Origin of the sequence: Microcoleus sp. CZ3-B2 (genome assembly GCF_036705055.1) — a bacterium.
In the GTDB taxonomy this organism is placed as follows: Bacteria; Cyanobacteriota; Cyanobacteriia; order Cyanobacteriales; family Microcoleaceae; genus Microcoleus.
Genome location: NZ_JAUBTN010000017.1, coordinates 89,334 through 113,363 on the forward strand (window position 1 = coordinate 89,334; position 24,030 = coordinate 113,363).

Below are 24,030 nucleotides of genomic sequence, written 5' to 3' on the forward strand. Positions count from 1 at the left end.
GAATTGAAAATTCTCACACTCAGGAACGAAAAGTTAATAACTCAAGCATCTGTCACGCTTTTCTATCTCCACAAGTCGCGAGGTAAAAAGAAGCAGAGCCTCCGCACCTGCATTACCAGGCAGAGCCTGGTAACGAGTAATAAAAAAAATGCTTTTTTCCAAATTGAAAATTCTCGCACTCAAAACTTAAAACCACATTAAGCTTTAGGACTGGTAATTAAAGCCAACTCAACTTTCTCATCAGGCTTTTGAGTGACTTGTGCATCCAAACCCGGGCCAAAGAATTTAGCTATTTTTTCTTGCTTTTCTTCCCAAACTTCGATCGGTATCAGTGGCGAATAAAACTCTAGAATTAACCCGTAAGCACCATCCACATCTACTTCCCGCAACCCTTGGAGGACAGGCCGTTCCTCGTCTGTCGGGGCCAGCCCCAAGCGCTCCAGAGAATCATCTAAGTGCGCGGGTTGGCCGTAGCGAAATCGGGTGATATCTTTGCGGACTTGGTTTTGAGTCTCCGTGGCCTGACTTTCTCGCAGGAGGAGAACTTCGGGAGAGGTGGGTTGGGTGAACTCCGCTGGTTCGAGTTCGGCTGCTTTCAGCGCTAACCCTCCCAACAACAGCGGAATTCCATAAAAAAAACCGGCTAGATTTAAGGTAGGTTTGTCGGTGAAGTAGGCATAGAAACCGACTACTGCTAGGATACCGCCCACAACTAAGGCTAGGCTTGCTAAAGAAGTTTTACGTAACATATTCGTGAGGTAAGTAGTCCGACAGAAACAAGATACTTTAATTATTATCGGGCAAAAAGTATGGAAAAAATTTAGTTTTTTTGCCAAAATACCTGCGAAAACTGCTAGCGTCAATAAGGGCGGGAGGGCTGTGCGCGCACAATCTTGTCTCTCGCCCAAAACTTATCCCGCTTTCCCCAGCGGCCTTGCGACTGGTAAATATCCGTGTAAATTGTGTGGCGCGGGTTCCAGAAGGCAATCGAGATCGGCAGTATGATTAAAGTATAGAGATTTGAACTTGCGATCGACCATCTTGCCCTTTCAACCAATTTTCGGACATGATCAAAGACGAAGACAGAAAAACTGCGGTAACAAACAAGTCGGTTCTAGAGCAGATTAACTCGCTCAAACGCGAAGATGAAAGGCTTTATAATATCTTAGCGATCGATGTCTGGGCCCTAGCCAAGACGATGGACGAATATCAACCGGGATTTTGGTCGGCTTTTATGAAAAATCGCGAGAAAGCTCTGAAGCGATTTTTAACTGAAGTGATGAAAAACAAACCCGCAGATTCTAAGCGTCCGCCTTTTCTGCGTTGAAGTTTAGCTCATTTTTTGAGGTACAATCAAAATATAACACAGATTCAAAAACCCCGATCGCGTTCGTCACTTACAATATAAAAAACAGTGAAGGACGAACTCAGAAATCCATGTCGGCGAATTAAAAATTCTCGTCTGTTCGCAGGGGGAATGTCAAATATTTTTGTTAATAGTAGCAAAGGCGAAAAACAATGGATGCACAGACAATTAAAGAGCGCGTAGCAGAAATCGAAATCAAGCGGGAATCTCTCGTGCGGCTGTTAGATCGATCGGACTTGGGATCTCTGAGAATCGATGTCAGTCAGGCGATCGAGGAAATTGACGATTTGTTAGAAGAATTTAAGCGTACTTTTAACAGTCATTAGTCATTAGTCATTAGTCATTAGTCATTAGTTGTTAGTTGTTAGTTGTTGGTTGTTGGTTGTTAGTGGTTAGTTGTTAGTTGTTAGTTGTTAGTCAACAGTCAACAGTCAACAGTCAACAGTCATCAGTCATTAGTCATCAGTTGTTAGCTAAGCGGCAGCGCATTTAATTTTTATAGTTATGTTAGTAAAAATTTTGTAGCCCCCAGAACCCGCCATGACATTGAAAATTAAATGCACAATAGCTTAATAGGTAACAAGAACAGACAACTGCTAACTGCAAATTTTACTAATGACTGATGACTGATGACTAACAACTAACAACTATTGACTAATTCATCGCCATATCCATCAAAATCTGTTGGGAACTAACCTCCGGGTTATTAGCAGGCGGCCGCCGCTGAGAATAGTGTCCCCCAGGTTGCAAATCCCAGGCTTGACGGTTGTCCGCCAACATCACACCCAAAATTTCTTGTAACTCCATCACTATAGTCGGATCTTCCACTTGGACGATCGCCTCAACCCGTCTTGTAAGATTGCGCTGCATCCAGTCAGCAGAACCAATATACACCTCTTCGTCGCCACCGTTGAAAAAATAAAACATCCGCGAATGCTCTAAAAAGCGGCCGATAATACTGATAACCTTGATATTTTCGCTAACACCCTCAACGCCCGGACGCAAACAGCAAATCCCCCGCACAATCAAATCAATTTTAACTCCCGCTTGCGAAGCTTCGTACAAAGCAACAATGATTTGAGGGTCAACTAAAGCATTCATTTTAGCAACAATCCGGCCGCAGCTACCCATGCCGCTATCACTATTCGACCGACAGAATTCTGCCTCGCGGCGGATTAATGCTAAAAATCGATCGCGCATATTGACCGGCGCAACCAACAATTTTCGATAAGATATCTGCCGCGAATAACCGGTTAAATAATTAAACAAGTCCGTCAAATCCGCACCCAAATCTTCGCGACAACTCAACAAACCCACATCAGTATACAGTCCAGCCGTTTTCGGGTTGTAATTTCCCGTGCCGATGTGGACGTAGCGGCGAATAAATCCGTCCTCGCGGCGCACTACCATCACAATCTTGGTGTGGGTTTTTAGTCCCACCAAACCGTAAACAACGTGCACTCCAGCTTGTTCTAACTTGCGAGCCCAATTAATATTATTTTCTTCGTCAAACCGGGCTTTAAGCTCGACTAAAACGGCTACCTGCTTGCCGTTTTCCGCTGCTTCAATTAAGGCACTGACGATCGGCGAATCACCAGAAGTGCGGTATAAAGTCATCTTAATGGCTAACACGGAGCGATCGTGCGCCGCCTCAGTAATAAACCGCTGCACCGTCGCCGCAAACGAGTGATAGGGATGGTGCAGCATCACATCTCCCTGGCGAATAGTCGTGAAAATATCCTCACCATCCTCAACATCCAACATCGATTTGCCTAAAACTGGCGATTGCGAATTCCGCAAGCGCGGTGGCACCACCGGAGTCCACGGGGGGTCTTTCAGTTCCGGCACCGGCAGCCCGACAAAAGACATCAAATCCTTGAGGCCTAGCAGCCCCTCTACGACGTAAACATCCTGCTCCCCGAGATCCAACTCATCCTTCAACATATCTCGCACAGCAGGTGGCATAACCGCTTGAATTTCCAGGCGCACCGCAGAACCTGTAAACCGACGCTTGCGGAGTTCCTGTTCTATAGCCAGCAGCAAATCCTCCGCCTCATCTTCCTCCACAGTCAAATCAGCATTGCGAGTAATGCGGAACGGGTGATATTCCTGAATGTCCATCCCCGGAAACAAAGCCTCTAAATTGTGCGCGATTACCTGTTCTAGAGGTACCCCCGTCCACACAGGAGACTTGCCTTTTTGCTGCCATTGCAAATCCCCCGGTAGCTGCAAAAATCGAGGCAAAACCTGCGGTACTTTGACGCGGGCAAACAATTCCTCCTGGGTGTTCGGGTCTCTGACAACAACTGCTAAATTGAGGCTGAGATTGGAAAGGAAAGGGAATGGGTGGCTGGGGTCAACCGCTAGGGGTGTGAGTACGGGAAATACTTGTTCTTGGAAGTAGCGGTGCAAGTAATTGCGCTGTTCTTGATTGAGGTCGATGTAGTCGAGAATGTGGATGCCGTTTGCTACTAATTTCGGCCGCAGGGTTTGGTCAAAATAAGCGTGTTGCTGAGTAACCATCGGCAACAAGCGCTTGTGGATGGCATCTAGCTGTTCTTGGGGCTTGCTGCCATCGGAGGTCAATTTGCTGACTTTTGCTTCTACTTGCTGCTTGAGTGCCGCCACGCGCACCATAAAGTATTCGTCTAGATTTGAGCTAAAAATAGCGAGAAATTTGAGTCTTTCTAGCAGGGGCGTGCGGGGGTCTAGGGCTTCGTGGAGCACGCGGTTGTTGAACTCCAGCCAGCTTTGTTCTCGGTTGAAGTAGTATTGCGGGTCGCTGAGGTTGATTTCGGTGTAGGTTTTGGTGGTGGTCTTTTTGGGCTTGGACATGGTTTGGGAATCTTGGGGGAGGCGGGCGTGATGGCTTTGGTGAATTAATATTGTAGGTTAAAGGATTTGTTCGTATCTGTTTTTGCTCGATCGCACTTAGGCATTGCACAACCCGAAAATCCGCCAGATATTTCAACCCCTACCGGACTTTCGGAGTGCCAAAACCCCCAAAATCACGCACCAATCCCCCCAATCCCATCCTGCACCGCCTGCAACAAATCCTCTCCATCCACCGCCAAATTTGTTAGCGGCAATTCCAGCGGTATATCGGTAATTAAGGCAAGGTGCGGTTTTTGCTCCAGGTTTTTGAGCTGCGGAATTAATCCCTTGAATTCCGGGGCGTTGCGGATTGCGGGGATATCTGGATCTGCGGGGAAGATTGTTTGATATAGTTGGGTACAGAGTTCTATTAATTATTCTAGATACTCATAATTTACACCTACTAATCGCTGCGTTTCTTGGTTGTTTTTTTTAAGATCATTTAATAGACCTCTCATCTCCTCGCGGTCAAAACAACTAAGGATCGAAAACTTAATAACTTAAGCAACTCCTACAGTCCTCTCTCCCGTAAATTGCAAGATCGAAGGAGGCTCTTCATCGCCCCAGAACAATTACTAGGAAGGGTTTAGTAACGAGCAATCACTTAAATTATTAAATTCTCATTCCTAAATTTCTACTATTTGACTACAACAATTTTCTAGTTTTGAGAAATCTAATAATTAAACAACTATGGTGCGCCTAGCGCACCATACATAACTATTTTTACATTTTCTTCTTCCTTATTCCTGATATCAACTCTTCCTATCAACAATCAACCATCAAATATCAACTCTTCCTTCAAAACATCGGCATCAACTCAAGCGGGCCAATTCCCAGGTCTTTAGCAGATACCCAGCGCACCTCAAATAAAGCGATCATATCCTTAAATTGAGGCTGACCGCGAGAAGCACCCATCAAGCCTTTAGCAATCACCAAACCGCACCAACCGTTCGTTAACTGACAGCGGCGCTCCCATTTTTTGCGAGCTTCCTGATGCACCGGGTCGTTTTCATTAAACTCCCCAAATAAATAGAGTTCTCCATTTTGAGCTTGCAAAATACCCAAATCGTACTGCTCGTCTTGAAAAGGATCTTCCCCCGGATTAAAACAAATTGCCTTGACCCCTCCAGCTTCTTTCAAATCCTGAATCATAGTTTTTGCCTTCGGATTGGAAGTTTGGATCATCACCACAGGCAAACCGTCTCCGTCGGCCTTAATATCAACTTCTGCACTTTGGTGAAACTGGGCATTTCCTCGCAGAAACTCTACCGTTTGCCAAGGTACGACACCGAGACTCAAGAATGAATTTGGCGGCACCAAATCGTCCCGCAACAGTGGCATTTCAAATTCATCATCCTCATCATCATCGTCATCGTCGAGCATCTCTAATAGTTCGACAGATACCTCGGGCATTGTCGAAACTTTAACGGATATCTGATGAATTTCTCCATCAGGCTGCGGAACGGGGATGCGGTAGCGACTGCTGAGAGTGGGAAATGTATCTGCTCCCAATTTCCGGCGACTGTTGCGGAAAAAGCGGTGAAATGCTTCGAGAGCAACTAACATCGTCAGAGCTTCTTCTTCGTAAAGAATCGATCGCAATCCTTCTAAAGGATGCAAATTACCAAAGTTCGGTTCAATTTCCGATGGAGGCAAATCGGCTAAATCAATTTCGTCCTCTTCATCATCTTCATCAAAATCGGCTGCACTTTCAAAGGTGAGAAACAAACAGTCTTGTCCTAAAAAAGCCTGCTCTAAATCTTCAAAAGATTCATCGTTGACGACTCGCTCCCGAAACCGCTTCAAGGATTCTAGAGAACGGTACAGCAAAACTCCGTAGTCCATTCTGCCTTGTCCCAATACAGACACGTAGAGGCTGGCAACATCCCACTGATTGATTTCAATAGATATAATTTGGTGTTCTCTCAAAGTCCGCCACGGAGCATCATGCCAAATTTGAGCGGCTTTTTCCATGAGAACTTCGGCGTACTGAGGGGGTAATTCGGGAGGTCGATTTACAGCGACCTCTTCCATTCCCCGAAAGATTTCGTCGATTAGGGGCAATTCCGGTACGTAGTCAATGGAAATTGCCAAATCTTGAAGTACGCCGCGCAGGTAAAATTGAATTTCTCGGTTTTTGACTACTATTTTTTGGGGGCGGACTGCGGGAGCCGGACTTTGGGGATGTTCCATGGCTCGCAGCAGAGCCCGGACGATCGCCTCTGGGCCGGCATCTGGCCCTACCACGTCCATAGCCCTCACGACGCCTTCAGAGCCGTCCACCCAGAGAATGCACTCGCCACCAGCTTCGGGATCGTTGTCGTCCTCTAGCATCATGTGCGAGTCAGCATTAGATAAGGGTCGGCGGTCGCCCTCCCACACGCTGGGAATTTGAGGTAAGTTTTGTAACCGACGAAGAGTAGAGCGATTCAGCGCTGCCATAGAGTAAGCCCGTTGGGTGAAGCATTGTTGCGGTGCCGGTAGCCGGTCAACCGCTGCTTATCAATCATAAACCCTATGGGGGGAGAGGACATCAAGCTTGGGAAAGGAGACATGAGTTGGCAGTAGGCAGTTGGTAGTAGGCAGTAGTCATTAGTCATTAGTCATCAGTCAATAGCTTTCCTGTCAACCGTCAACCGTCAACCGTCAACCGTCAACCGTCAACAGCCAACCGTCAACCGTCAACCGTCAACAGCTTTCCTGCCAACTGCCAACTGCCAACTGACTAATTCCCTGTACAATAGAGGGATAAGATTAAACTCTTAGCATTAGACAGTCTCAGGAGTTCGGCAAATTATGACTCAAGCCATTTCACAAAAGCGAGGGATTCAAATGACGGACTCTGCTGTCCGTCAAGTTTTAGCTCTTCGAGAAAAACAAGGTACAGACCTCTGCTTGCGGGTAGGGGTGCGCCAGGGCGGCTGTTCTGGTATGTCTTACGTGATGGACTTCGCAGACCCGAGCACTGTGAAATCCGACGATGAGGTGTTTGACTACGATGGTTTTCAGGTAGTGTGCGATCGCAAAAGCATTCTTTATCTCTACGGCTTGGTGCTAGACTTCAGCGATGCCATGATCGGGGGCGGGTTTAAGTTTACCAACCCCAACGCTACTCAGACTTGCGGCTGCGGTAGTTCTTTTTCTACCTAAACTTAAAATAGGGCGTGGCACCGAAAGTTATTAATTGTGCCATGCCCTGTTCGATCGATCCAAAATTCCACATCTCATATTCTCAATCTCAAATCGCATGACTCCAGAAGAATTGTTTAAAGAAGGTTTCGATCGCTACCAAGCTGGCGAAGCCCCTGCCAATCTGATCCCAGTGTTCAAAGAAGTGTGCGAAAAAGCTCCCAAAAATGGCAATGCCTGGGCTAGCCTCTCGTGGCTGTACCTCTTGGAAAATAAACCCACATCTGCTCAAAAGGCCGCCAAAACAGCCGTTAAACTGAACCCTCACGACCCCCAAGCTCGCATCAACCTGGCAGTCGCGATCCTCGACCTCAAAGAAAAAGGAGTGCGTCCCCACGTAGAAGTCGCTCAGCAACTTCTGATGGCTTCCGAAGAGTTGCTGGACGAAGTTAAAAAAAATTTTGAAGACGGATTAAGCAGAAAACCCGACTGGAAGAGTCTCGCCCGTGTCAAGCAGTGGCTTTTAGAGCCGTAAATACCTAGAAAAGCCGATTATTTAGCGGGGATCAAGGAAATAGAGTTAGTAATTTATTACAATTTCGTAATAAATCAATAAATAACTTTATGGAAAATTCAGAAAGGCAGTGTTAGTATTTTAAAACTTAGACGATCGACAAACCAGCTCAGCGGTTTTGAGAATTGACTACAATAAATACTAGGAGTTGTAACAACATGAGCAATGACAGCCACGTTAACATCAAACCTGCCACCCGCAACCACAAAGGTTTCTTTATTCAGCCAGCTTCTTACAAGTTGATGAGCATCGATAAATCCGGCTGGGCATTGATTTGTATGGACAAAGCAGTTTGTCATTATGTAGATCCCGATGACTTGCAATTGCCGAATAAGTCGGGAATGTCTGAAGGTTAATCTAGAAGTTTTGAGAGACATTAAAATGCTTTATTTGAGTAGCTGCCCTCCCTGGAGAGGCAGCAACTTTTTTTTGAGAAGTTATTGGTTATTGGTTATTGGTTATTGGTTATTAGTTATTGGTTATTGGTTATTGGTTATTAGTTATTGGTTATTGGTTATTGGTTATTGGTTATTGGTTATTGGTTATTGGTTATTAGTCAGTAGGGGCGGTGGATGGTGCGTGCACGCCCTCCTGCCGTCATTAGTCATTAGTCATTAGTCATCAGGAAGAGGGAAAAAGGAAGAAGGAAGAGGGAAGAAGCAGTGTACGGGATGTAACGGATCGAAATAAGTTGGGCAACGGATTTTGTAATGGATTTAATGGATAGAAAAATTACCGATCGCCAATTACCAATTACCAATTACCAATTACCAATTCCCGATTCCCGATTCCCGATTCCCGATCGCCTAATTGTGAGATTTTAAGGCAAACAGCATTTCAAGCTTAGCAGTTGTCGGTTCTGTCGAAGTTGTCGCTACGCTAACTCCTCGGAGAGAATTGAGCAAATCAGCCACTGGTGGCGAAACTAAATTGGGCTGTATTGCGAGTAAATAACGGTTGGCCCAAGACATGGCTTTTTCCATATCTATGTAAAAGTAACTTTGGTTGGCTTGCGGTAAAGAAGTGGCGATCGCCTGAAAACTCGGACTGCTGCTTAGCGGTTGCGGTGGCGCTGTCGTGATGACATCAATTAAAGGGCCGCCGAAAGCGACAAACACAGAATTTTCATTTAGCCAACCGTGGCCGAATAAAGTGCCTTGCTGCGGTATTTTCCACTCTGTAACTTCTTTTCCCTGAATTTGTCTGGGGGCGACACTGACTGTAGGATTGCTTTTGGCGATCGCATCGAGTTTTTCGAGGGTGGCTTCTGCTGCGGGGCGATCGCTAGTTTCAAAAATCATCGTCGCCCCCATCCCCAACTGAGACAAAATACCTCGATCCGAACCGATCGCCCCGATCGCAAATTCCCCATTCATCCAGCCAAAAACATCGCGATCTGCATCCAAATCCAACCGCTTAAAACTATCGCGAACCTGCTGAATTCCCCGATCGACTTCCGGGCTATCCTTTGCCTCTGCCGTCGCCTGCGACCAAATTTTATCCAGTCCCTTACCGCCGACTAAAGCAATAGTTTCGCCGGGAAATCTCGACAACAATTTCGACGGGGATGGCGAATTTTGCTGCATTAATTTAGGGTCTAGCTGAGCGATGGTTTTTACCCTCAATCCCGAACTGTCCGCCCCTATTCCCGCAACCAAAGACTTGACTTGTTTGAACTGCTGCATCACGGTCAAAAGCGGTTGCAAATCATCGGGAAAATTAGCTTTCAACTGCTGCACGGAGGCTGAATAATCAGCAATGTAAACAGTGGCGATCGGATTCTTTACCCCAGCACTCTCGGAAAAAAACTTAGTTGTACTCTGCTGGGTAGCGAGGGAGGGTGCTCCTTTAAAAGTGTCGATCGCCAATTCCACAGGCTTTCTCAAAGGAGCCATAACTAATTGGTCGTTCAGCAAAGCCACACTGTAGCGCTTGCCAGTTGGCTCAGCAATTTCCGAAATTTTAACTCCTTTATACTCAGTTTCTTGAGTTTTTGCACCTTGCTGAGATTTTAATTTATTCGCAAAATTCCAAGCGCTAATTTTATTTTTGACGCTGACTACAACCAGTAGCTTAGGAGGCTCTGTTTTTGCCCCAGCATCCGGTGGCAACAAAGCAACCATCACCCCCCCCAGCCAGGGCTTTAAGTCCCTGTCAAAGTCGATTTGAGTGCCTGCCAAGCTTTGTTCTTGAAAGACCTTCAAACCCGCACCGATTAACTTTTGAGCGCCCGGAGTACCAAATTGCTGCAACTGAGCCAGCGCTTGGGGATTGGGGGAGATGAAGGCGGCCATCGTTGCTTCGTCGGGTACAACTTTGGCGCTTTCTTGAGGGTTTGATATTTGTTGGCTCAAACCCTGGAAGTAAAAGTAGACCGCGACGCTACCTGCTGCGACGGCGGCGGCAGCAATTAGAAGCTTTGGTTTTTTTGCAGGCATTGTTTTTGATTCTCGCGTCCTTTATCAGTTTAATGAAAATCTAGTTGGCTGGTGTGGAGGCGATCGAGGGGGCTGTCAATTTTGTATAATCCAAAACAAGTTTGGACGATCGTGTAAACTGCTGTTGATATCAAGTGCGGGAAGAAAGATGAAAGTAGCGATCGCGGGAGCAACGGGATTTGTAGGTAGCCGGCTGGTGGAGAAACTGCAAGCCGCCGGACATCAAGCGGTGGTTTTGAGCAGGGATGCGGCCAAGGCTGGGCGAGTTTTTCCGGCTTCAGCTTATCCGAATTTAGAAGTAGTCGCCTACACTCCGGCGGAGTCTGGTGATTGGCAAAAGTCGATCGCGGGCTGCGACGCTGTTGTCAATTTAGCTGGGGTGCCGATTGCGGAGGAAAAGTGGACTCCGGCGCGCCAGCAAGCGATTTTGGACAGTCGCAAACTGACGACGGAAAAATTGGTAGAGGCGATCGTCAATGCTAATCCTAAACCATCGGTGTTTGTTAGCGCATCGGCGATCGGCTATTACGGCACCAGCGAAACCGCCGAGTTTAACGAAAACAGCCCTGCGGGAAACGATTTTTTAGCAACAGTCTGCAAAGAGTGGGAAACAGCGGCGCAACCTGCAAAAAATGCCGGTACAAGGCTAGCAATTTTGCGGCTGGGGATAGTTTTGGGAATGGGAGGCGCCCTGGCTAAAATGCTACCACCTTTTAAACTATTTGCTGGCGGCCCAATTGGTACAGGAAAACAGTGGTTTTCTTGGGTTCATCGCGAGGATGTGGTTGATTTAATTTTGTACGCCCTGCAAAATCCGCAAGTTGAAGGTGTTTTGAATGCCACAGCACCGAATCCGGTGCGGATGAATGAATTGTGCCAAACTTTAGGGGAAGTTTTAAATCGGCCTTCTTGGTTGCCCGTGCCAAGTTTTGCTTTAGAATTGCTGTTGGGAGACGGTGCTAAAGTTGTTTTGGAAGGGCAGAAAGTTTTGCCAAAACAAACTTTAGCTAGTGGTTTTCAATATCAGTATCCGACGCTAAAATTAGCACTCGAAGAGATTTTAGCTGGTAATTAAATCCTGGATTTTTAGATATCCCTCGTTTCCAGGCAGAGCCTGGGAACGCAGATGCTTTGGCTCAGCCTCGCTCCTTCAAATAAATAAATCATCCGACTCAAAAATCAATCAAATCAACTACCAACAATCCATCGCGATCGAGATAATTGCGATAACTAGAATATCTCCAACAAGCTGGATCGTCCACATAGCCGCGCCTGACAGGATTATTGTGAATGTACTCCAATTTTTGCAACAGCATTTCCTCGTTCAAAATAGCTTGTGGGTGAAACCCTTCTTGCCATAGCTAGTATTTTTGGTCTTTTTTGTGTAGTTTTTTATTGAATTCGAGTTGCTCCAGGATGTTGGTAGTTTTATTTTTTTCAAGCAAGTCAATTATGGAGCGAGCAGTAAATGATTTTAAATTCCTTATTTGCGTTGACATTTCTGAAGAAGTTACGATTAAATGCAAATGTTTTTCCATCAGCACGTAACCCTGTAAAGCCAAGCGATTCTCCCGTTGCATAAAACTTGAGAAATTTCAGACTATTTGTACTATTTCTGGCTGAATGAATACAGGAATCTAGTTGATAATTGTACAGGTGACAAAGTACGGTTAGTTCTCGGAATATATTACTTGGTATCTACTTCTTCCCCTTGTTGCAATCAAGGGTTGTTGAGATAGTTAAGACGAGGCGGAGCCAAAGTATCAGCGTTCCTAGGCTCTGCCTGGGAACGAGGTAACATGAGATAACTAATGATTGGCGATCGCCATATCACGCTGATCCTGATACAATCAAGTGAGATTAAAAACTTAAACTTTTTGTAATTCTACCATGACTCGCCCTACTGCAACCCTTTTAATTTCCTGTCCCGATCGCAAAGGACTTGTCGCCTTACTTGCTAATTTTATCGCTTCCCATAATGGCAATATTATTCATGCGGATCACCATACTGATTTTACCGCAGGATTGTTTTTAAGTCGTCTGGAATGGCAATTAGACGATTTCGACTTGAAAACCGAAGAAATCACACCAGCTTTTAGTGAAATCGCCAAGGATTTACAAGCAAATTGGCAATTACATTTCTCCTCAAAAGTTAGACGGATTGCGATCTGGGTAAGTCGTCAAGATCATTGTTTGTTAGACTTGATTTGGCGGCAGCGCTCTCAAGAAATCTGGGGTGAAATCCCGCTGATTATTAGTAATCATGAAAAATTAAAACCTATTGCTGCACAATATGGTATAAATTTTGAGTATATTCCCATCACTAAAGACAATAAAGCTATTCAAGAAGCACGACAGTTGGAAGTTCTTAAAAATTATAACATAGATTTAGTGGTTTTGGCGAAGTATATGCAAATTTTAAGTCAAGATTTTATGATAAAATTTCCCAACGTGATTAATATTCACCATTCATTTTTGCCAGCATTTATAGGGGCAAATCCCTATGAAAGGGCTTATGAAAGAGGGGTAAAAATCATTGGTGCAACAGCTCATTATGTTACCCCCGATTTAGATGCTGGCCCGATTATTGAGCAAGATGTTGTGCGCGTGAGTCATCGCGATGCAGTGTCGGATTTAGTTCGCAAAGGTAAAGATTTAGAAAGAGTTGTTTTGGCAAGGGCGGTGCGATATCATTTACAAAATCGTGTTTTAGTTTATGGCAATCGCACTGTTGTTTTTGCTTAATTTTTGAACTTTATTCACATTTTTTAGGTTACTTCACAGGTAAGGTTTTTGGGCGACGAAGTAAGTCGCTTTGAGGCAAAAAAACCGGGTTTTTTATTTTATTTTGCGACTATAAGCTGTGAATTTTTGTAAAAGAACCCGGTTTTTGACTGTGCTTGCGTCTAGCAGTAAGCTGTTGCTCATATATATTGTGTATGGCGATTGAGGGTCCGATGGGGATCAGGGGAGAGGGGGAGAGGATTTGACAATTTTTGATTGTCATCAAAATATACAATGTTTATTTGCACAACAGCTTATCATCTAGAAAGATGCGCGTCGGCTTGAGACTAAGCAGAATAAAATCAGCAATCGGGGGAATGCGAGGTGCATGAAAGAGCTCCTCGCATTGTATTTATTGCAGGAGGTTACATTCTGGGGAATAATGTTTCAGCATAAGCTCGATCGATCAATTGGCGAGCAACCGTCTGAATTCCCGTATGTTCGTAATAATTGGTAGTCATGTCCAAAAACGCGGCGACATAATCCAATTTGTCATCGGTAACATCAACGTATTGCTTGAGATTTCCTAAAACTGTGGCGGGAGTTAAGCCGCGAGACTGCACTAAATTGTTCATCCAACCTTGGGCTGAGGCGAAGGTTGTTGTGACGAATCCGAATTTTTGGGCGTTATTTGCGCCGGGAATTAGGTTGCTGATGTTTTGGAATGTTGAGTTTTGCTGCAAGGTTGAAGGATTTAAGTCGCCTAGGGTGTTTTGCGCTACTCGAAGGAAGTCCGGGCCGAGGGGAATTAAACCGTCAGCGCATACTAATGCAGCCATCCGCATTAGAGATTCGCCTTTGTATTGTGATAAGTAATTGGCAAAGCTTCCCGCGTTGTTAAGGGAAATATTGTTAAGCTTGCAAAAGACTATGAGTTCGATCGCCACTTTGACGCATAAATCTATAGTTTGAGTGGTGTCAGCCTTGGGAGTGAGGCGGCTCATGAAGGAGAGAAAGCCGATTTTTTCGCCGATTTTATTTGCCATAGCGGTTGCGCCCAACGCACTGTCAGCGCTGTCTGCAAGCTGGTAAAGCTTGACTGCGCCTTGATAGGGCTCGTTGGAGTTGGCGTAAAGCTCGATCGCCCTGCTGCGAATTTTTTGGACTAATTTGCGCTTTGTTTCCCCTGTCACCGCTTGAATAGTATTATCAAAACCCGTGAGATTGTTCCACTCACCGGGAACCACAAAATCCAGGGATTTGAGCATCATCACAGTAATCCCAGAAGACGGCAAATTGTCAACCAATTCCACAATAGACTTGCTCATCACAAACTCCTGAATAGCCAGATTTAAAAGTGTTCTTCCAAATACTCCAACTTCCATAAATCCGATTCCCGATTTCCGGTAAAATCCGCAGAATTAAGTAGACAAGTGCCAATAACAATTAAACAGCGAGAGCCAGTTTTGCACTACTCCTGTTTTTTATCTCCTCTCTAACTCTGCGTTCTCTGCGGCCTCTGCGGTTCATTTAAAAAAAGTTAAGTTTCATTATACATACCGACTAAAATCCTGTAGATATGTTAAAATTGATAGCGCTAAATAGAAAAACATAAAATATGACTGTTGCAGTTAACAAAACTCCGGGATTAGCATCGCGTTTAGTAAATGGCGTACTCTCCATCAAACCTTTGGCCGCTCTAGCCAAACACCAAGCGCGGGAAATGATGATTGGAAGAGCCGAAAAAATCGGAGTGCATTGGCGGCAGGAAGCCCAAGCACTTTTAGCCAGGAATTGGGATGCAGAATTGCTCAGCGTAGAAAATCCCGATCTTGTTTACCCGAAATATTATCTAACTTCATTTCACGCCTACGAAAAAGGTAATATGAGTTGGGAAGCTGCCACAGAAGTTGAAGTTGCAGCCCGTGCAGTTCATGCGGGAATTTGGCCAGAAGCTGGTGCAGAAGGCGATGCTAAACTCCGCGCCAGCTATCACGAAATCGTTAAATCTCAAATTGCCAAAACACCGCAAGATATTGTCGATTTGGGATGCAGCGTAGGAATGAGTACCTTTGCGCTTGGGGATGTTTACCCGGAAGCAAAAATTGTCGGTGTTGATTTGTCGCCTTATTTTTTAGCAGTTGCTCAATACCGTTCTCAACAAAGAAAATCTGAATCTTTAAATCAAAAATCTCCGACTTGGGTGCACGCTGCTGCTGAATCTACTGGTTTACCTGCGGCTGCTTTTGATTTGGTTTCTATTTGTCTGGTTTGTCACGAATTGCCGCAGAAAGCTGCGAAGGAAGTATTTCTGGAAGCGAGGCGTTTGCTGCGTGTTGGCGGATATTTGACAATTATGGATATGAATCCTCAGTCGGAAGTTTATGCTAAAATGCCTCCTTATATTTTGACTTTGCTCAAGAGTACGGAGCCTTATTTGGATCAGTATTTTGGGTTGGATATTGAGCAGGCTTTGGTTGATTCTGGTTTTGGAATGCCGACAATCACTTGCAATACAGTCCGACACCGGACTATTGTTGCTGAAGCAGTAAATAGTTAGGTTTGGGGGAATGTGTTTGCGGTCGATCGTACTTAAAAAGTGGATGCGATCGCAACAGCGTTATATTAACAGTTGTGTGGCTGCAAGCAGCATTGTTGATATGCAATAGTAAAAAACTCGATAGTAAAAAAGTCGATCGAAAAGATGAAATCACCGCAAGAAGTGCTTGAGTTAGCTCATCAGCACGGTTTGACTATTCAAGAAAGTTCACTGCAATTTAATGAATCGGGACTCGATTTTCAAGTCGTGTTGGCAACCGACACTGAGGGAGAACGTTGGGTTTTGCGTCTTCCTAGGCGGGAGGATGTTTTGCCGTCGGCGAACAAGGAAAAACGCACGCTGGAACTGATTGCTCCTCTTTTAAGCGTGGAAGTGCCGCTATGGACTATTGCCACAGATGAACTCATCGCTTACAGGGCATTAAAGGGCGTGCCGGCGGGTACAATTGATTTGGAAGCCAAAGCCTATGTGTGGGAAATTGACCCAACTAATGTGCCAGATAAATTCCATGAATCTCTAGCTAAAGGTATAGTTTCCCTGCATCAAATTAGCATTGAGAAAGCGCGCGAAGTAGGTATTCCCGTTGAGACAGCGACAGAAGTACGGGTGGCAATGAAGCGGAGGATGGATGCAGTGAAAAACGAGTTTGGGGTTGGTCAAGAGTTGTGGAACCGATGGCAATCATGGTTCCAAAGAGATGAAATTTGGTCGAAAGAAACGGTGTTAACTCATGGTGATTTACACGCTGGACACATTCTTATTGACGCACAGGCACAGGTGACTGGTTTTATTGACTGGACTGAAGCAGCCGTCACTGACCCAGCGATTGATTTTGTCGCTCATTACCACACGTTTGGTGAAGGCGCTCTCAATCAGTTAATCTCAGCATACGCCAAGGCAGGCGGGCAGGTTTGGCCTCTGATGGCAGAACATGTAATTGAACTCACTGCTGCTTATCCCGTAGCAATTGCAGAATTTGCCCTGAAGTCAGGTTTGGATGAGTACAAACAAATGGCTAAACAGTCACTTTGTGTGAGGGATTTGGAGTAAAATGTTTAGTGAATTAGATCCGCTGTAACTGTACAACCGATTGCATGATATACATCCGATACATAAATAATAGAAGGCTATAGGTATGACTCCGGTATCTGACAAACAAGCGACTATTATCCGCACGTCGCGAGGACTGACGATTTCAGGCACTAGACTGACTCTCTATGATGTTATAGATTTTCTGAAAGCTGAGTATTCACCAAAGTTGATTCGTAATAAATTTAACCTCACAGACGATCAAATTAACGCTGCTATGTCTTACATTGAAGCTAATCGCGATCGACTTGAAACTGAATATCAACAGGTATTGCAAACAAGAGCAGAAATTCGCTCCTATTGGGAAAATCGCAACCGCGAACGGTTCGATCGCATTGCAATGATGCCACACAAGCCCGGACAAGAAGCTATTTGGGCAAAAATTGATGAGCAAAAAGCGAGACGTGCCGCACAGCAATGATGACTTTTCTAGTTGACTTTAATCTTGACGGCTATGCTCTTCTTTTGCTGGGAATCTTGACAAAACTCGGCTGGCTTGAACGCTTGAACTCTTATCGATCCGATTTGTCACTTTTAGGGAAGCTGGAGTATCGATGGACGCTAGCGATCGTTTGGTTTGGTGTTATGCTCAAGAAAATCAAATGATGATTCTCACAGCCAACCGAAACATGAAGGGTGATGATTCACTCGAACAGGTGATGCGCGAGGAAAATACAGCAGATTTGTTTCCTGTATTGACAATTGCAGATATCGATCGCCCTTGATGAATTTGACTGCCGAGAGTGATGTGTTGAGCGTTTTGTTGAGATTGTTCTAGATGTTGACAATTATACTATGGGAGTTGGTCGGTTATTCATTCCGTGATATCGAGATCAATTTACCTAATTCGATCGCAATAGCGGTACAATTAAGCCTTAGACAACAGGCTAGAAGATTTCGATCGAACCCTAAAAGAAGGACATCTTCATGAACCCGACAGCCCCCTCTCAAAAAGTCCTCGATTGTTTGCAGGTTATTTTGGATGTCACGGCATCGAAAAATTACGAGCTTTTTACCACAGTCGGTGATTCAGGCTACAAAACGAGCATTACACAAAAAATGTTTGACGATGTTAGCGATCAGCTCGCTTCACGCCTGAAAAAGGGATATTCAATTAATTATTTTGGTGAGATAAAACAAGGTAATTATCCGATTTATTTGTGGAAGCTGAGTTTTGAAGATGGTGGAGATGAATTTGTGGCCCACATGACTATGAATGGAGACAAAGTTGCTGGGATTTTCATCGAATAATATACAGCATATTCCATGTAGATGTAGAGAGCGAGAAACCGGGTTTATTGAACCTCTTGCAAAAATAATTAGGACGGGCTCTCCGGCCCATCCCACAAGAAAAAATAACTCTTGTGGGATGGGCCGGAGAGCCCGTCCGATCAATTGATGAAAAGGACTTTTGCAAGAGGTCTATTGAACAGAATTAGTTTATAGGCGAGAATTGTAAAGAAACCCGGTTTGTGGGTGTACTTGATAAACCTGGAATACGCTGTATATTGCTTGACACGGCGTTTTACTGAAGTGAATCTAATGCCGATCGCCCACAACGGTTAATCGAAACCGATCGGGCGGTACAAAAGTGATTCCCCGGCGGGCGGGACGAATTGCCCGATCGAGATTTGAGACAAATTCGCGCGCCGACAGCACTGTTGCTAACACCAGCTTCATCTCAAACATCGATAGCGCCATCCCGATACAGCTTCGACTCCCGCCTCCAAACGGTAAATATTCAGACGCGGAAAACTTGCGATCTAAAAAGCGATCGGGATTGAATAAAGCCGGATTTTCGTAGGTTTCAGGGCGGCGGTGCGCCAAATACACGCAGGGAATTAAAATGGTTCCCGGTTGATAGGTATAGCCTTGAAGTTCGATCGCCCTTTTTACCTTGCGCGGCTGCGAAATTAAGGCGATAGGATAAACCCGCAGCGCTTCCTTGCAGACTGCGGTTAAATAGGGCGACTGCGAAAGCGCGATCGGATCGGGATTTTCTCCCAATTCATCCAACTCGCGGCGCAACTTCGCGAGAGATTCGGGAAACTGATGCAGCCAGTAAAACGCCCAAGTCAAGGCAGATCCGGTGGTTTCGTGTCCCAACAGCAACAGCGTCATCAACTGATCGCGCAATTCTCGATCGCCAATGGATTCGCCTGCTTCGTCGCGCGCCATCATCAACACTGACAAAATATCCGTGCGAGACGCATCGAGAGGGTGCGATCGCCTTTCGGCAATTTCTGCATAAATCAGCGAGTCAATCTGCGCCATTTGCTGCAAAAACTGCCCCCACGGACTCCAAGAACCCAAATTTTGCTGCAGCGGTTCAAAGAAAAATTGGATTGAGTACAGCTCAGAGGTAATTGCTTCTAAAAGTTCGCTGAGCAAGTGTTTGAGCTGTTCGTAGCGCTCTCCAGGCACCAATCCGAAGACGACTTGCAGGATTACTTGCAGCGAAATTTCTGACATTTCTTGCCGCACGGCGATCGCATCTTGGGCTTTCCAATTCTGTGTTTGCTTTCGCGTCAAATCCACAATCAAGTGCCCTTGACTGTGCAACTGTTCTCGATGCAGCGCCGGCATTAATAGCTGTCGCTGCCGCAGGTGTCGCGCCCCTTCGTTCATAATTAGCGATTCTGTTCCCACCAGCGGGCGAAATACGTTGGTCACTTTGCCAAATTCAAAGGCATCGGCCAAGGTGGTAAACACTGCCTGAACGGCTTCTGGATTGCCCAGGAACACGACGGGGGGCGAAGCGGGCCCCAGTACGCGGGCAGTAAATGTATCGCCGTATTTGGCTTGGTTGCGGTCGAAAAATGCGATCGGATCGGCTACCAGCGAAAGAGTTTGGAACAGGGCGGGAGAACGAGATCCGGTGGGCAATATCATTGCAAAAATTAGCGATACACAATACTTCTAGTTTATATCGATCGACCTTGCACCTGAAATTAATCTGCGATCGATGTCAAAGGCAAGTAGCAACAATAGTAATGCGATCGGGATCGATCGCAGATTGTACGGCTAGCTTCCCCGCCTAAACGGGTAAAAGTGTTGGCGATGTTTGGTTTGGCATTATGCTCAAGAAAATTAAATGAATTTAAGATACAATTGCTGTAAAAACTGGTAGCCTGTTGGCTGAATTTGTTATGACATTAACATCCCGTGTTGTTCATAGCGACCCCGATATTCTGGGGGGAACCCCTGTTTTTGTTGGGACTCGCGTGCCAATGAAAACCCTACTTGATTATCTTGAGGCTGGTGATTCATTAGATGTATTTCTAGATCATTTTCCTAGTGTCACTCGGGAACAGACAATCGCAGCCCTTGAATTAGCAAAGGAAATGAGGTTCTTAAAAGTTTTTAGGCGACGCAGCACAACAACTCCCGCGCGCGATCGCACAGATGTTATGTGTTAGGAGCGGAGGTAGTCTGCTGCGGGTGATTGACACCGTTAGAGCGCTCTATTCCTGCGAGGGTAGTTCCGCAGATTGTACGGCTAGCTTCCCAGCCTAACATGACTGTTTTACGCTCTACTCCCCAGGCATAACCACCGAGTTCTCCAGATTCTCGAATGACTCGGTGACACGGAATTAGATAGCCGATCGGATTTTTACCGATCGCATTTCCGACAGCTCTAGCAGCAGTTGGGCGAGCTACCATTTGAGCTATAGTTTGATAAGTTGCGATCGCCCCAAACGGCAATTTCAAAAGTGCTCGCCAAACTTGAATCTGAAAGTTAGTGCCTTTTACCAACAGTGTTAGTGGTTTTTGTTCGCTGAGAGTTTCTGAATTGAAAATCTGGTCACATAAGGTTTGAGTGGCTTGCTCATCACGAATAATTTCAGCGTTTTTCCATGTTAATCGCAGTCTTTGTTCGGCAGTTTGTTCGTCGGCTCTATCCAAGAAATAAAGATTACAAATACCGCGAGTAGTTGTAGCAATTAGAGATTTGCCAAAGGGAGTATCATGAATACCATAACGAATTTGCAAACCTGCTCCGCCTGCTTTGAACTCCCCTGGTGACATTGCTTCTAAGTTCACAAATAAATCGTGTAATCGTCCGGGACTCGATAGCTTCACGTCCAATGTTAGGTCTAGAAGGCTTTTCGTCTGAGCGATTTTTGACTTGGCATATTCAACTGTCAGATATTGCAAAAACCGCTTGGGGCTAATGCCGACCCATTGAGTAAATAGCCGTTGAAAATGATATTCACTAAGTCCTATGTGTTGGGCCACAGTTGCCAGATTGGGCTGGTTTAGGTGGTTTTGTCGCATAAAGGCGATCGCCCGAGCAATCCGGTGATAATCTTCGCTAGCACAGACACTCGCATTTTTCATCGAAATCATCTAGTCTAAGTCAAGGGAATTTTGATGTTTCCTCACTTTAGCCATAGAGTACGCTCAAAGCCACCCGTTTCTTGCGGTGAATGCAGTCAGTCGATCGCCCGAACTTTCGTCCTCAGCCACCGCGCAACTGCGTCACCAAGTGAACTAATTCCGGTAAAATCAGCTTTTCCACAGCTAGTTTCACACCATTGCTAGAGCCCGGAAGAGAAAAGACTAATTTACCTTGATACACGCCTGCAACTGCGCGAGAGGCGATCGCCCTCGAACCAATTTCTTGGTAGCTCAAAAACCGAAATATCTCCCCAAATCCCGGTAAAATCCTGTCTAGCAAACTCTCCATCACATCGTAAGTCGTATCGCGGGGAGCGATTCCCGTCCCGCCGTTAAAAATGATTGCGTCCACATCTTCGCGTTGGGAAAACGCCTGCATTTGCAAGACAATTTTTGCCGCATCATCTTTAACAACAGTGTAAGCTACCACTGAGTGCCCTGCATCTTTTAGCAGCTTCTTCGTTAACAATCCGCTATTATCTGTGTCAGCAGAGCGTGTATCGCTAATAGTAGTAATCGCACAATTTACCACTATTTTTGATAAATCTGGGTGAGGAATTTGCGTCATGGTTTAGTATCTTAAGTAATCGGCAACTGGCAACTGGCGCTCTGCCAATTACCAATCACCAACTACCCATTATGCCTTGCTAAATCCTAAGCCGTTTGCTGCGGAGTAGCGTTCCATGAAACGCATAAAACGCTCCCATTCTTCAGCACTTCTCATCAGATAAAGAGCTTCTAAACCCGCAGGCTGACCATTTACGAACTTAGCGTTAACCTCGCGAGTCACGATTTCGCCTTCTTCGTCGATCATGTACATTCCAGTAATTTCTTGGGTACTGGTGCTGCTGAGAGCCTTGGGATTTGCAAAGATAAATGTGGCCGTACCTTGAGCTCCGCTTTTAGAACGGGTTAGGCGAACTTCTGGCAGCACATCTTCGTCGATACCGCGGGAAAATTGAATTTTAGCCATAATTTCACAGTCGAACCTTAAGGATTACTTAATTTCTTAACTTTTCACTTTAGTACATTGCGAGCCTTTAAAAAAGGGTTCGCAATGTTGAGTTCGACAATCATCAGACGATTCGGGTACTCCCAATGGCCTTAGACGATGTAGGGAGAGTTAATTGCCTCAGCCCGGTTTGTGGCTACCAGGGTTTGGTAAACCAGCGCGGATATCTCGCCGCGGGTGATGTCGCGGGCGGGGGAAAGCTTGTCGCGGGCGGGATAGTTGACCACGATTTTGCGCTCTGTGGCGGTGGCGGTGGCGTCGGTGGCAAAACTGGGAATCAATGCTCGATCGGCATAAACGCTCAAAGAATTGGGATTGCCGCCAGTCAACTGCAAGCCGTTTACCAAAGAAACTATAGCCTGAGATCTGGTCAAATTTTGCTCCGGGCGAAAGGTGCGATCGGGATATCCAGCCAAAAACCCACCTCGATTCGCTTTGACGATCGCCCCATAGGCCCAAAAATCCGCCGCCACATCCTTAAAAACCGTCGCTTCGCGGCGCGGTGCCAACTCAAACGCCTTCGCCAGCAAAGCCGCATACTGAGCTCTAGTTAAATTCTCGTCAGGCTTAAAAGTGCCGTTGGGAAACCCGCTGACAATATTCATCTTAGCGAGGCGATCGATAAAATCCTTAGCCCAGTGGGTGCTGGTGTCGCTAAATTTTACCCCGCCAGGAGTCGGAGTCGGAGATGGTGTCGGAGTCGGAGTCGGCGTTACATTGCCCAAATCAAATAAACCTTTCACCCGCGCCGGATTGAGCTGATTTCCCAAGGCCGAAATCTTTACCCCAGTCGCGTTTTGCAAGTCTAATTCGCCGTTATCCCGAAAAATATTGCCCCCCAAATCTTGAGCCGTACCGATATCTGGCAGCGATTTCCCCACAGCAGTCAAACCATCTTCGGTATTTTTTTCAATGCGATTCTTCCGCACAACCGGCTTAGATTCCCCTGATAAAACAATACCGGAGCGATTTTCCAAAATTTGGTTGTCAACAATCAAAGGAGCAGATTTATCTTGCAGAGAAATGCCGAAACCGGTATTCTGAAAAACATTGCGCCGCAGTACGCCTTTAGCAGTTTCCGCCGCAATTACGCCAGCCGCCGAGTTTTGTACAAATCTGTTGTCTAGAATCGCAGGATTTGCCGAACCTGTGATAAAAACACCTTCGCGCTTGCAAAGCGTGAAAGTGCAGTTAGCCACTGTGGGAGAAGTTGACTCAATCCAGACTCCGGTGCCGCGACTCTCCAAATTAGTGACAGTTAGGCCGCGCAATTCGGCATCGGTTGCTAGCAATATTGTGATATTTTGACTGGCTGCGGTGGGACTGACAAATTTGCCGCTTCCTTGAATTAGAGTGCCGCTTCCTTTGTTAGTTTCGCTACCGATAACTTTGACTCCAGAGGGAATTTCCAAGGGGAATTTTTCGCCGCTGGCTGCGCTGTAAGTTCCCGGTGCTAGCTGAATGATTGTTCCCGATGCAGCGCGGGCGATCGCGCGGGCGATCGTTTTCAAGGGAGCCGATTGGCTGCCGGCGGCTCCATCGCTACCTGTTTGCGGGTTGACGTAAACTGTTGCCATGTTTTTGTGGAAGAAATAAATGTGCGATCGGGCTTTTGTACACTTTTCATTCTCTACTAAGCTGACCCCGGATCTATATTCACCTTTAATTTCGCAGCTTATTTATTTGCAGGAGATCCGCAACATCACCCATCAGGAGCAACAACCGCAGGGGGGATTGCCCCTACACAACATTCATAAAATTTTAGATTTTATCTCATGTGCGATCGCTGACGGGGTGACAACCCCGTTAAAACATAGACTCAATCAAGGACATAGCTCTCATACCCTTCTGAAAAAATGGCAA

Annotated in this window: 27 protein-coding genes; 16 read left to right on the forward strand and 11 right to left on the reverse strand. The window is 45.8% G+C overall.

The features are described 5' to 3' along the window. Positions 1-197 precede the first annotated feature (197 nt). Positions 198-749: a DUF2854 domain-containing protein gene (locus QUA97_RS10540; protein ID WP_194066264.1), complete on the reverse strand. Its 552-nt coding sequence runs from the start codon at positions 747-749 to the stop codon at positions 198-200. Positions 750-1,066: 317 nt separating this feature from the next. Here QUA97_RS10540 and QUA97_RS10545 point away from each other — a divergent pair, with 317 nt between their 5' ends. After that, on the forward strand, positions 1,067-1,327 hold the full coding sequence (locus QUA97_RS10545) for a hypothetical protein (protein WP_194011035.1): 261 nt from the start codon (positions 1,067-1,069) through the stop codon (positions 1,325-1,327). Positions 1,328-1,518: 191 nt separating this feature from the next. Continuing rightward, on the forward strand, positions 1,519-1,692 hold the full coding sequence (locus QUA97_RS10550; RefSeq protein ID WP_194066265.1) for a hypothetical protein: 174 nt from the start codon (positions 1,519-1,521) through the stop codon (positions 1,690-1,692). A gap of 328 nt (positions 1,693-2,020) precedes the next feature. Here the strand turns inward: QUA97_RS10550 and ppk1 are convergent, their stop codons facing one another. Together ppk1 and QUA97_RS10560 are read right to left on the reverse strand one after the other, a co-directional pair. Then, positions 2,021-4,201, reverse strand: coding sequence for a polyphosphate kinase 1 (gene ppk1, locus QUA97_RS10555; RefSeq protein WP_194066266.1), 2,181 nt, complete (start codon positions 4,199-4,201; stop codon positions 2,021-2,023). Between the two features lie 837 nt (positions 4,202-5,038). After that, a complete protein-coding gene (locus tag QUA97_RS10560; RefSeq protein WP_194066268.1) occupies positions 5,039-6,682 on the reverse strand; it encodes a DUF6930 domain-containing protein in 1,644 nt (547 codons plus the stop codon). 354 nt (positions 6,683-7,036) lie between these two features. On the opposite strand from QUA97_RS10560, the gene QUA97_RS10565 reads away from it, so the two are divergent. From QUA97_RS10565 to QUA97_RS10580, 4 genes are all read left to right on the forward strand, one after another. Beyond that, positions 7,037-7,390 carry a HesB/IscA family protein gene (locus QUA97_RS10565; protein ID WP_194011029.1) on the forward strand — a complete coding sequence of 118 codons (354 nt, stop codon included), beginning with the start codon at positions 7,037-7,039 and terminating at the stop codon, positions 7,388-7,390. A gap of 97 nt (positions 7,391-7,487) precedes the next feature. Continuing rightward, on the forward strand, positions 7,488-7,904 hold the full coding sequence (locus tag QUA97_RS10570; RefSeq protein ID WP_194066269.1) for a tetratricopeptide repeat protein: 417 nt from the start codon (positions 7,488-7,490) through the stop codon (positions 7,902-7,904). A gap of 197 nt (positions 7,905-8,101) precedes the next feature. Next, on the forward strand, positions 8,102-8,299 hold the full coding sequence (locus QUA97_RS10575; protein ID WP_172187588.1) for a hypothetical protein: 198 nt from the start codon (positions 8,102-8,104) through the stop codon (positions 8,297-8,299). 25 nt (positions 8,300-8,324) lie between these two features. Beyond that, on the forward strand, positions 8,325-8,561 hold the full coding sequence (locus QUA97_RS10580) for a hypothetical protein (RefSeq protein ID WP_333194565.1): 237 nt from the start codon (positions 8,325-8,327) through the stop codon (positions 8,559-8,561). A gap of 188 nt (positions 8,562-8,749) precedes the next feature. On the opposite strand, the gene QUA97_RS10585 is transcribed toward QUA97_RS10580, so the two are convergent. Then, the gene (locus QUA97_RS10585) at positions 8,750-10,381 is read right to left on the reverse strand and encodes a DUF3352 domain-containing protein (RefSeq protein WP_333194566.1); all 1,632 of its coding nucleotides are present in this window, start codon (positions 10,379-10,381) and stop codon (positions 8,750-8,752) included. A 148-nt stretch (positions 10,382-10,529) separates the two neighbouring features. Here QUA97_RS10585 and thyD point away from each other — a divergent pair, with 148 nt between their 5' ends. After that, on the forward strand, positions 10,530-11,456 hold the full coding sequence (gene thyD, locus QUA97_RS10590; RefSeq protein ID WP_333194567.1) for a thylakoid membrane protein ThyD: 927 nt from the start codon (positions 10,530-10,532) through the stop codon (positions 11,454-11,456). A 97-nt stretch (positions 11,457-11,553) separates the two neighbouring features. Here thyD and QUA97_RS10595 read toward each other — a convergent pair whose 3' ends face one another. Further along, positions 11,554-11,709 carry a hypothetical protein gene (locus QUA97_RS10595; protein WP_228049777.1) on the reverse strand — a complete coding sequence of 52 codons (156 nt, stop codon included), beginning with the start codon at positions 11,707-11,709 and terminating at the stop codon, positions 11,554-11,556. 562 nt (positions 11,710-12,271) lie between these two features. Here QUA97_RS10595 and purU point away from each other — a divergent pair. Next, positions 12,272-13,126, forward strand: a complete 855-nt coding sequence (purU, locus tag QUA97_RS10600) for a formyltetrahydrofolate deformylase (protein WP_194066272.1) — start codon at positions 12,272-12,274, stop codon at positions 13,124-13,126. Between the two features lie 404 nt (positions 13,127-13,530). Here purU and QUA97_RS10605 read toward each other — a convergent pair whose 3' ends face one another. Continuing rightward, positions 13,531-14,433 (reverse strand): hypothetical protein, encoded by a 903-nt coding sequence (locus QUA97_RS10605; protein WP_333194577.1) that lies wholly within the window; start codon positions 14,431-14,433, stop codon positions 13,531-13,533. 290 nt (positions 14,434-14,723) lie between these two features. Here QUA97_RS10605 and QUA97_RS10610 point away from each other — a divergent pair, with 290 nt between their 5' ends. From QUA97_RS10610 to QUA97_RS10630, 5 genes are all read left to right on the forward strand, one after another. Next, positions 14,724-15,665, forward strand: coding sequence for a class I SAM-dependent methyltransferase (locus QUA97_RS10610; protein WP_333194568.1), 942 nt, complete (start codon positions 14,724-14,726; stop codon positions 15,663-15,665). A gap of 144 nt (positions 15,666-15,809) precedes the next feature. Next, positions 15,810-16,715 (forward strand): macrolide 2'-phosphotransferase, encoded by a 906-nt coding sequence (locus QUA97_RS10615; RefSeq protein WP_194066276.1) that lies wholly within the window; start codon positions 15,810-15,812, stop codon positions 16,713-16,715. 85 nt (positions 16,716-16,800) lie between these two features. After that, on the forward strand, positions 16,801-17,175 hold the full coding sequence (locus QUA97_RS10620; protein WP_333194569.1) for a DUF433 domain-containing protein: 375 nt from the start codon (positions 16,801-16,803) through the stop codon (positions 17,173-17,175). A 133-nt stretch (positions 17,176-17,308) separates the two neighbouring features. Beyond that, positions 17,309-17,479, forward strand: coding sequence for a hypothetical protein (locus QUA97_RS10625; RefSeq protein ID WP_333194570.1), 171 nt, complete (start codon positions 17,309-17,311; stop codon positions 17,477-17,479). Positions 17,480-17,681: 202 nt separating this feature from the next. Then, positions 17,682-18,005 carry a hypothetical protein gene (locus QUA97_RS10630; RefSeq protein ID WP_333194571.1) on the forward strand — a complete coding sequence of 108 codons (324 nt, stop codon included), beginning with the start codon at positions 17,682-17,684 and terminating at the stop codon, positions 18,003-18,005. A 288-nt stretch (positions 18,006-18,293) separates the two neighbouring features. Here QUA97_RS10630 and QUA97_RS10635 read toward each other — a convergent pair whose 3' ends face one another. Continuing rightward, the gene (locus tag QUA97_RS10635) at positions 18,294-19,646 is read right to left on the reverse strand and encodes a cytochrome P450 (RefSeq protein WP_333194572.1); all 1,353 of its coding nucleotides are present in this window, start codon (positions 19,644-19,646) and stop codon (positions 18,294-18,296) included. On the opposite strand from QUA97_RS10635, the gene QUA97_RS10640 reads away from it, so the two are divergent. Next, on the forward strand, positions 19,646-19,795 hold the full coding sequence (locus tag QUA97_RS10640; protein ID WP_194066280.1) for a hypothetical protein: 150 nt from the start codon (positions 19,646-19,648) through the stop codon (positions 19,793-19,795). The genes QUA97_RS10635 and QUA97_RS10640 overlap by 1 nt on opposite strands. 108 nt (positions 19,796-19,903) lie before the next feature. Then, the gene (locus QUA97_RS10645) at positions 19,904-20,173 is read left to right on the forward strand and encodes a DUF433 domain-containing protein (RefSeq protein ID WP_333194573.1); all 270 of its coding nucleotides are present in this window, start codon (positions 19,904-19,906) and stop codon (positions 20,171-20,173) included. On the opposite strand, the gene QUA97_RS10650 is transcribed toward QUA97_RS10645, so the two are convergent. From QUA97_RS10650 to QUA97_RS10665, 4 genes are all read right to left on the reverse strand, one after another. Beyond that, complete coding sequence (locus QUA97_RS10650; RefSeq protein ID WP_333194574.1) at positions 20,163-21,104, reverse strand: bifunctional helix-turn-helix domain-containing protein/methylated-DNA--[protein]-cysteine S-methyltransferase; 942 nt, start codon at positions 21,102-21,104, stop codon at positions 20,163-20,165. The genes QUA97_RS10645 and QUA97_RS10650 overlap by 11 nt on opposite strands. A 112-nt stretch (positions 21,105-21,216) precedes the next feature. Then, entirely contained in the window at positions 21,217-21,723 is a 507-nt protein-coding gene (locus QUA97_RS10655; protein ID WP_194066283.1) for a MogA/MoaB family molybdenum cofactor biosynthesis protein, read from the reverse strand. Positions 21,724-21,792: 69 nt separating this feature from the next. Next, complete coding sequence (psb28, locus tag QUA97_RS10660; protein WP_194011093.1) at positions 21,793-22,128, reverse strand: photosystem II reaction center protein Psb28; 336 nt, start codon at positions 22,126-22,128, stop codon at positions 21,793-21,795. Between the two features lie 131 nt (positions 22,129-22,259). Beyond that, positions 22,260-23,744, reverse strand: a complete 1,485-nt coding sequence (locus QUA97_RS10665; protein WP_333194575.1) for a DUF1565 domain-containing protein — start codon at positions 23,742-23,744, stop codon at positions 22,260-22,262. A gap of 19 nt (positions 23,745-23,763) precedes the next feature. On the opposite strand from QUA97_RS10665, the gene QUA97_RS10670 reads away from it, so the two are divergent. Further along, positions 23,764-24,030: hypothetical protein (locus tag QUA97_RS10670; RefSeq protein WP_333194576.1), on the forward strand; the 267-nt coding region annotated here is incomplete at its 3' end.

Coding starts and splice junctions, on each gene's coding strand:
- QUA97_RS10540 (WP_194066264.1), bottom strand. CDS start 749: ATGTTACGTAAAACTTCTTTAGCAAGCCTAGCCTTAGTTGTGGGCGGT.
- QUA97_RS10545 (WP_194011035.1), top strand. CDS start 1,067: ATGATCAAAGACGAAGACAGAAAAACTGCGGTAACAAACAAGTCGGTT.
- QUA97_RS10550 (WP_194066265.1), top strand. CDS start 1,519: ATGGATGCACAGACAATTAAAGAGCGCGTAGCAGAAATCGAAATCAAG.
- ppk1 (WP_194066266.1), bottom strand. CDS start 4,201: ATGTCCAAGCCCAAAAAGACCACCACCAAAACCTACACCGAAATCAAC.
- QUA97_RS10560 (WP_194066268.1), bottom strand. CDS start 6,682: ATGGCAGCGCTGAATCGCTCTACTCTTCGTCGGTTACAAAACTTACCT.
- QUA97_RS10565 (WP_194011029.1), top strand. CDS start 7,037: ATGACTCAAGCCATTTCACAAAAGCGAGGGATTCAAATGACGGACTCT.
- QUA97_RS10570 (WP_194066269.1), top strand. CDS start 7,488: ATGACTCCAGAAGAATTGTTTAAAGAAGGTTTCGATCGCTACCAAGCT.
- QUA97_RS10575 (WP_172187588.1), top strand. CDS start 8,102: ATGAGCAATGACAGCCACGTTAACATCAAACCTGCCACCCGCAACCAC.
- QUA97_RS10580 (WP_333194565.1), top strand. CDS start 8,325: ATGCTTTATTTGAGTAGCTGCCCTCCCTGGAGAGGCAGCAACTTTTTT.
- QUA97_RS10585 (WP_333194566.1), bottom strand. CDS start 10,381: ATGCCTGCAAAAAAACCAAAGCTTCTAATTGCTGCCGCCGCCGTCGCA.
- thyD (WP_333194567.1), top strand. CDS start 10,530: ATGAAAGTAGCGATCGCGGGAGCAACGGGATTTGTAGGTAGCCGGCTG.
- purU (WP_194066272.1), top strand. CDS start 12,272: ATGACTCGCCCTACTGCAACCCTTTTAATTTCCTGTCCCGATCGCAAA.
- QUA97_RS10605 (WP_333194577.1), bottom strand. CDS start 14,433: ATGAGCAAGTCTATTGTGGAATTGGTTGACAATTTGCCGTCTTCTGGG.
- QUA97_RS10610 (WP_333194568.1), top strand. CDS start 14,724: ATGACTGTTGCAGTTAACAAAACTCCGGGATTAGCATCGCGTTTAGTA.
- QUA97_RS10615 (WP_194066276.1), top strand. CDS start 15,810: ATGAAATCACCGCAAGAAGTGCTTGAGTTAGCTCATCAGCACGGTTTG.
- QUA97_RS10620 (WP_333194569.1), top strand. CDS start 16,801: ATGACTCCGGTATCTGACAAACAAGCGACTATTATCCGCACGTCGCGA.
- QUA97_RS10625 (WP_333194570.1), top strand. CDS start 17,309: ATGGACGCTAGCGATCGTTTGGTTTGGTGTTATGCTCAAGAAAATCAA.
- QUA97_RS10630 (WP_333194571.1), top strand. CDS start 17,682: ATGAACCCGACAGCCCCCTCTCAAAAAGTCCTCGATTGTTTGCAGGTT.
- QUA97_RS10635 (WP_333194572.1), bottom strand. CDS start 19,646: ATGATATTGCCCACCGGATCTCGTTCTCCCGCCCTGTTCCAAACTCTT.
- QUA97_RS10645 (WP_333194573.1), top strand. CDS start 19,904: ATGACATTAACATCCCGTGTTGTTCATAGCGACCCCGATATTCTGGGG.
- QUA97_RS10650 (WP_333194574.1), bottom strand. CDS start 21,104: ATGATTTCGATGAAAAATGCGAGTGTCTGTGCTAGCGAAGATTATCAC.
- QUA97_RS10655 (WP_194066283.1), bottom strand. CDS start 21,723: ATGACGCAAATTCCTCACCCAGATTTATCAAAAATAGTGGTAAATTGT.
- psb28 (WP_194011093.1), bottom strand. CDS start 22,128: ATGGCTAAAATTCAATTTTCCCGCGGTATCGACGAAGATGTGCTGCCA.
- QUA97_RS10665 (WP_333194575.1), bottom strand. CDS start 23,744: ATGGCAACAGTTTACGTCAACCCGCAAACAGGTAGCGATGGAGCCGCC.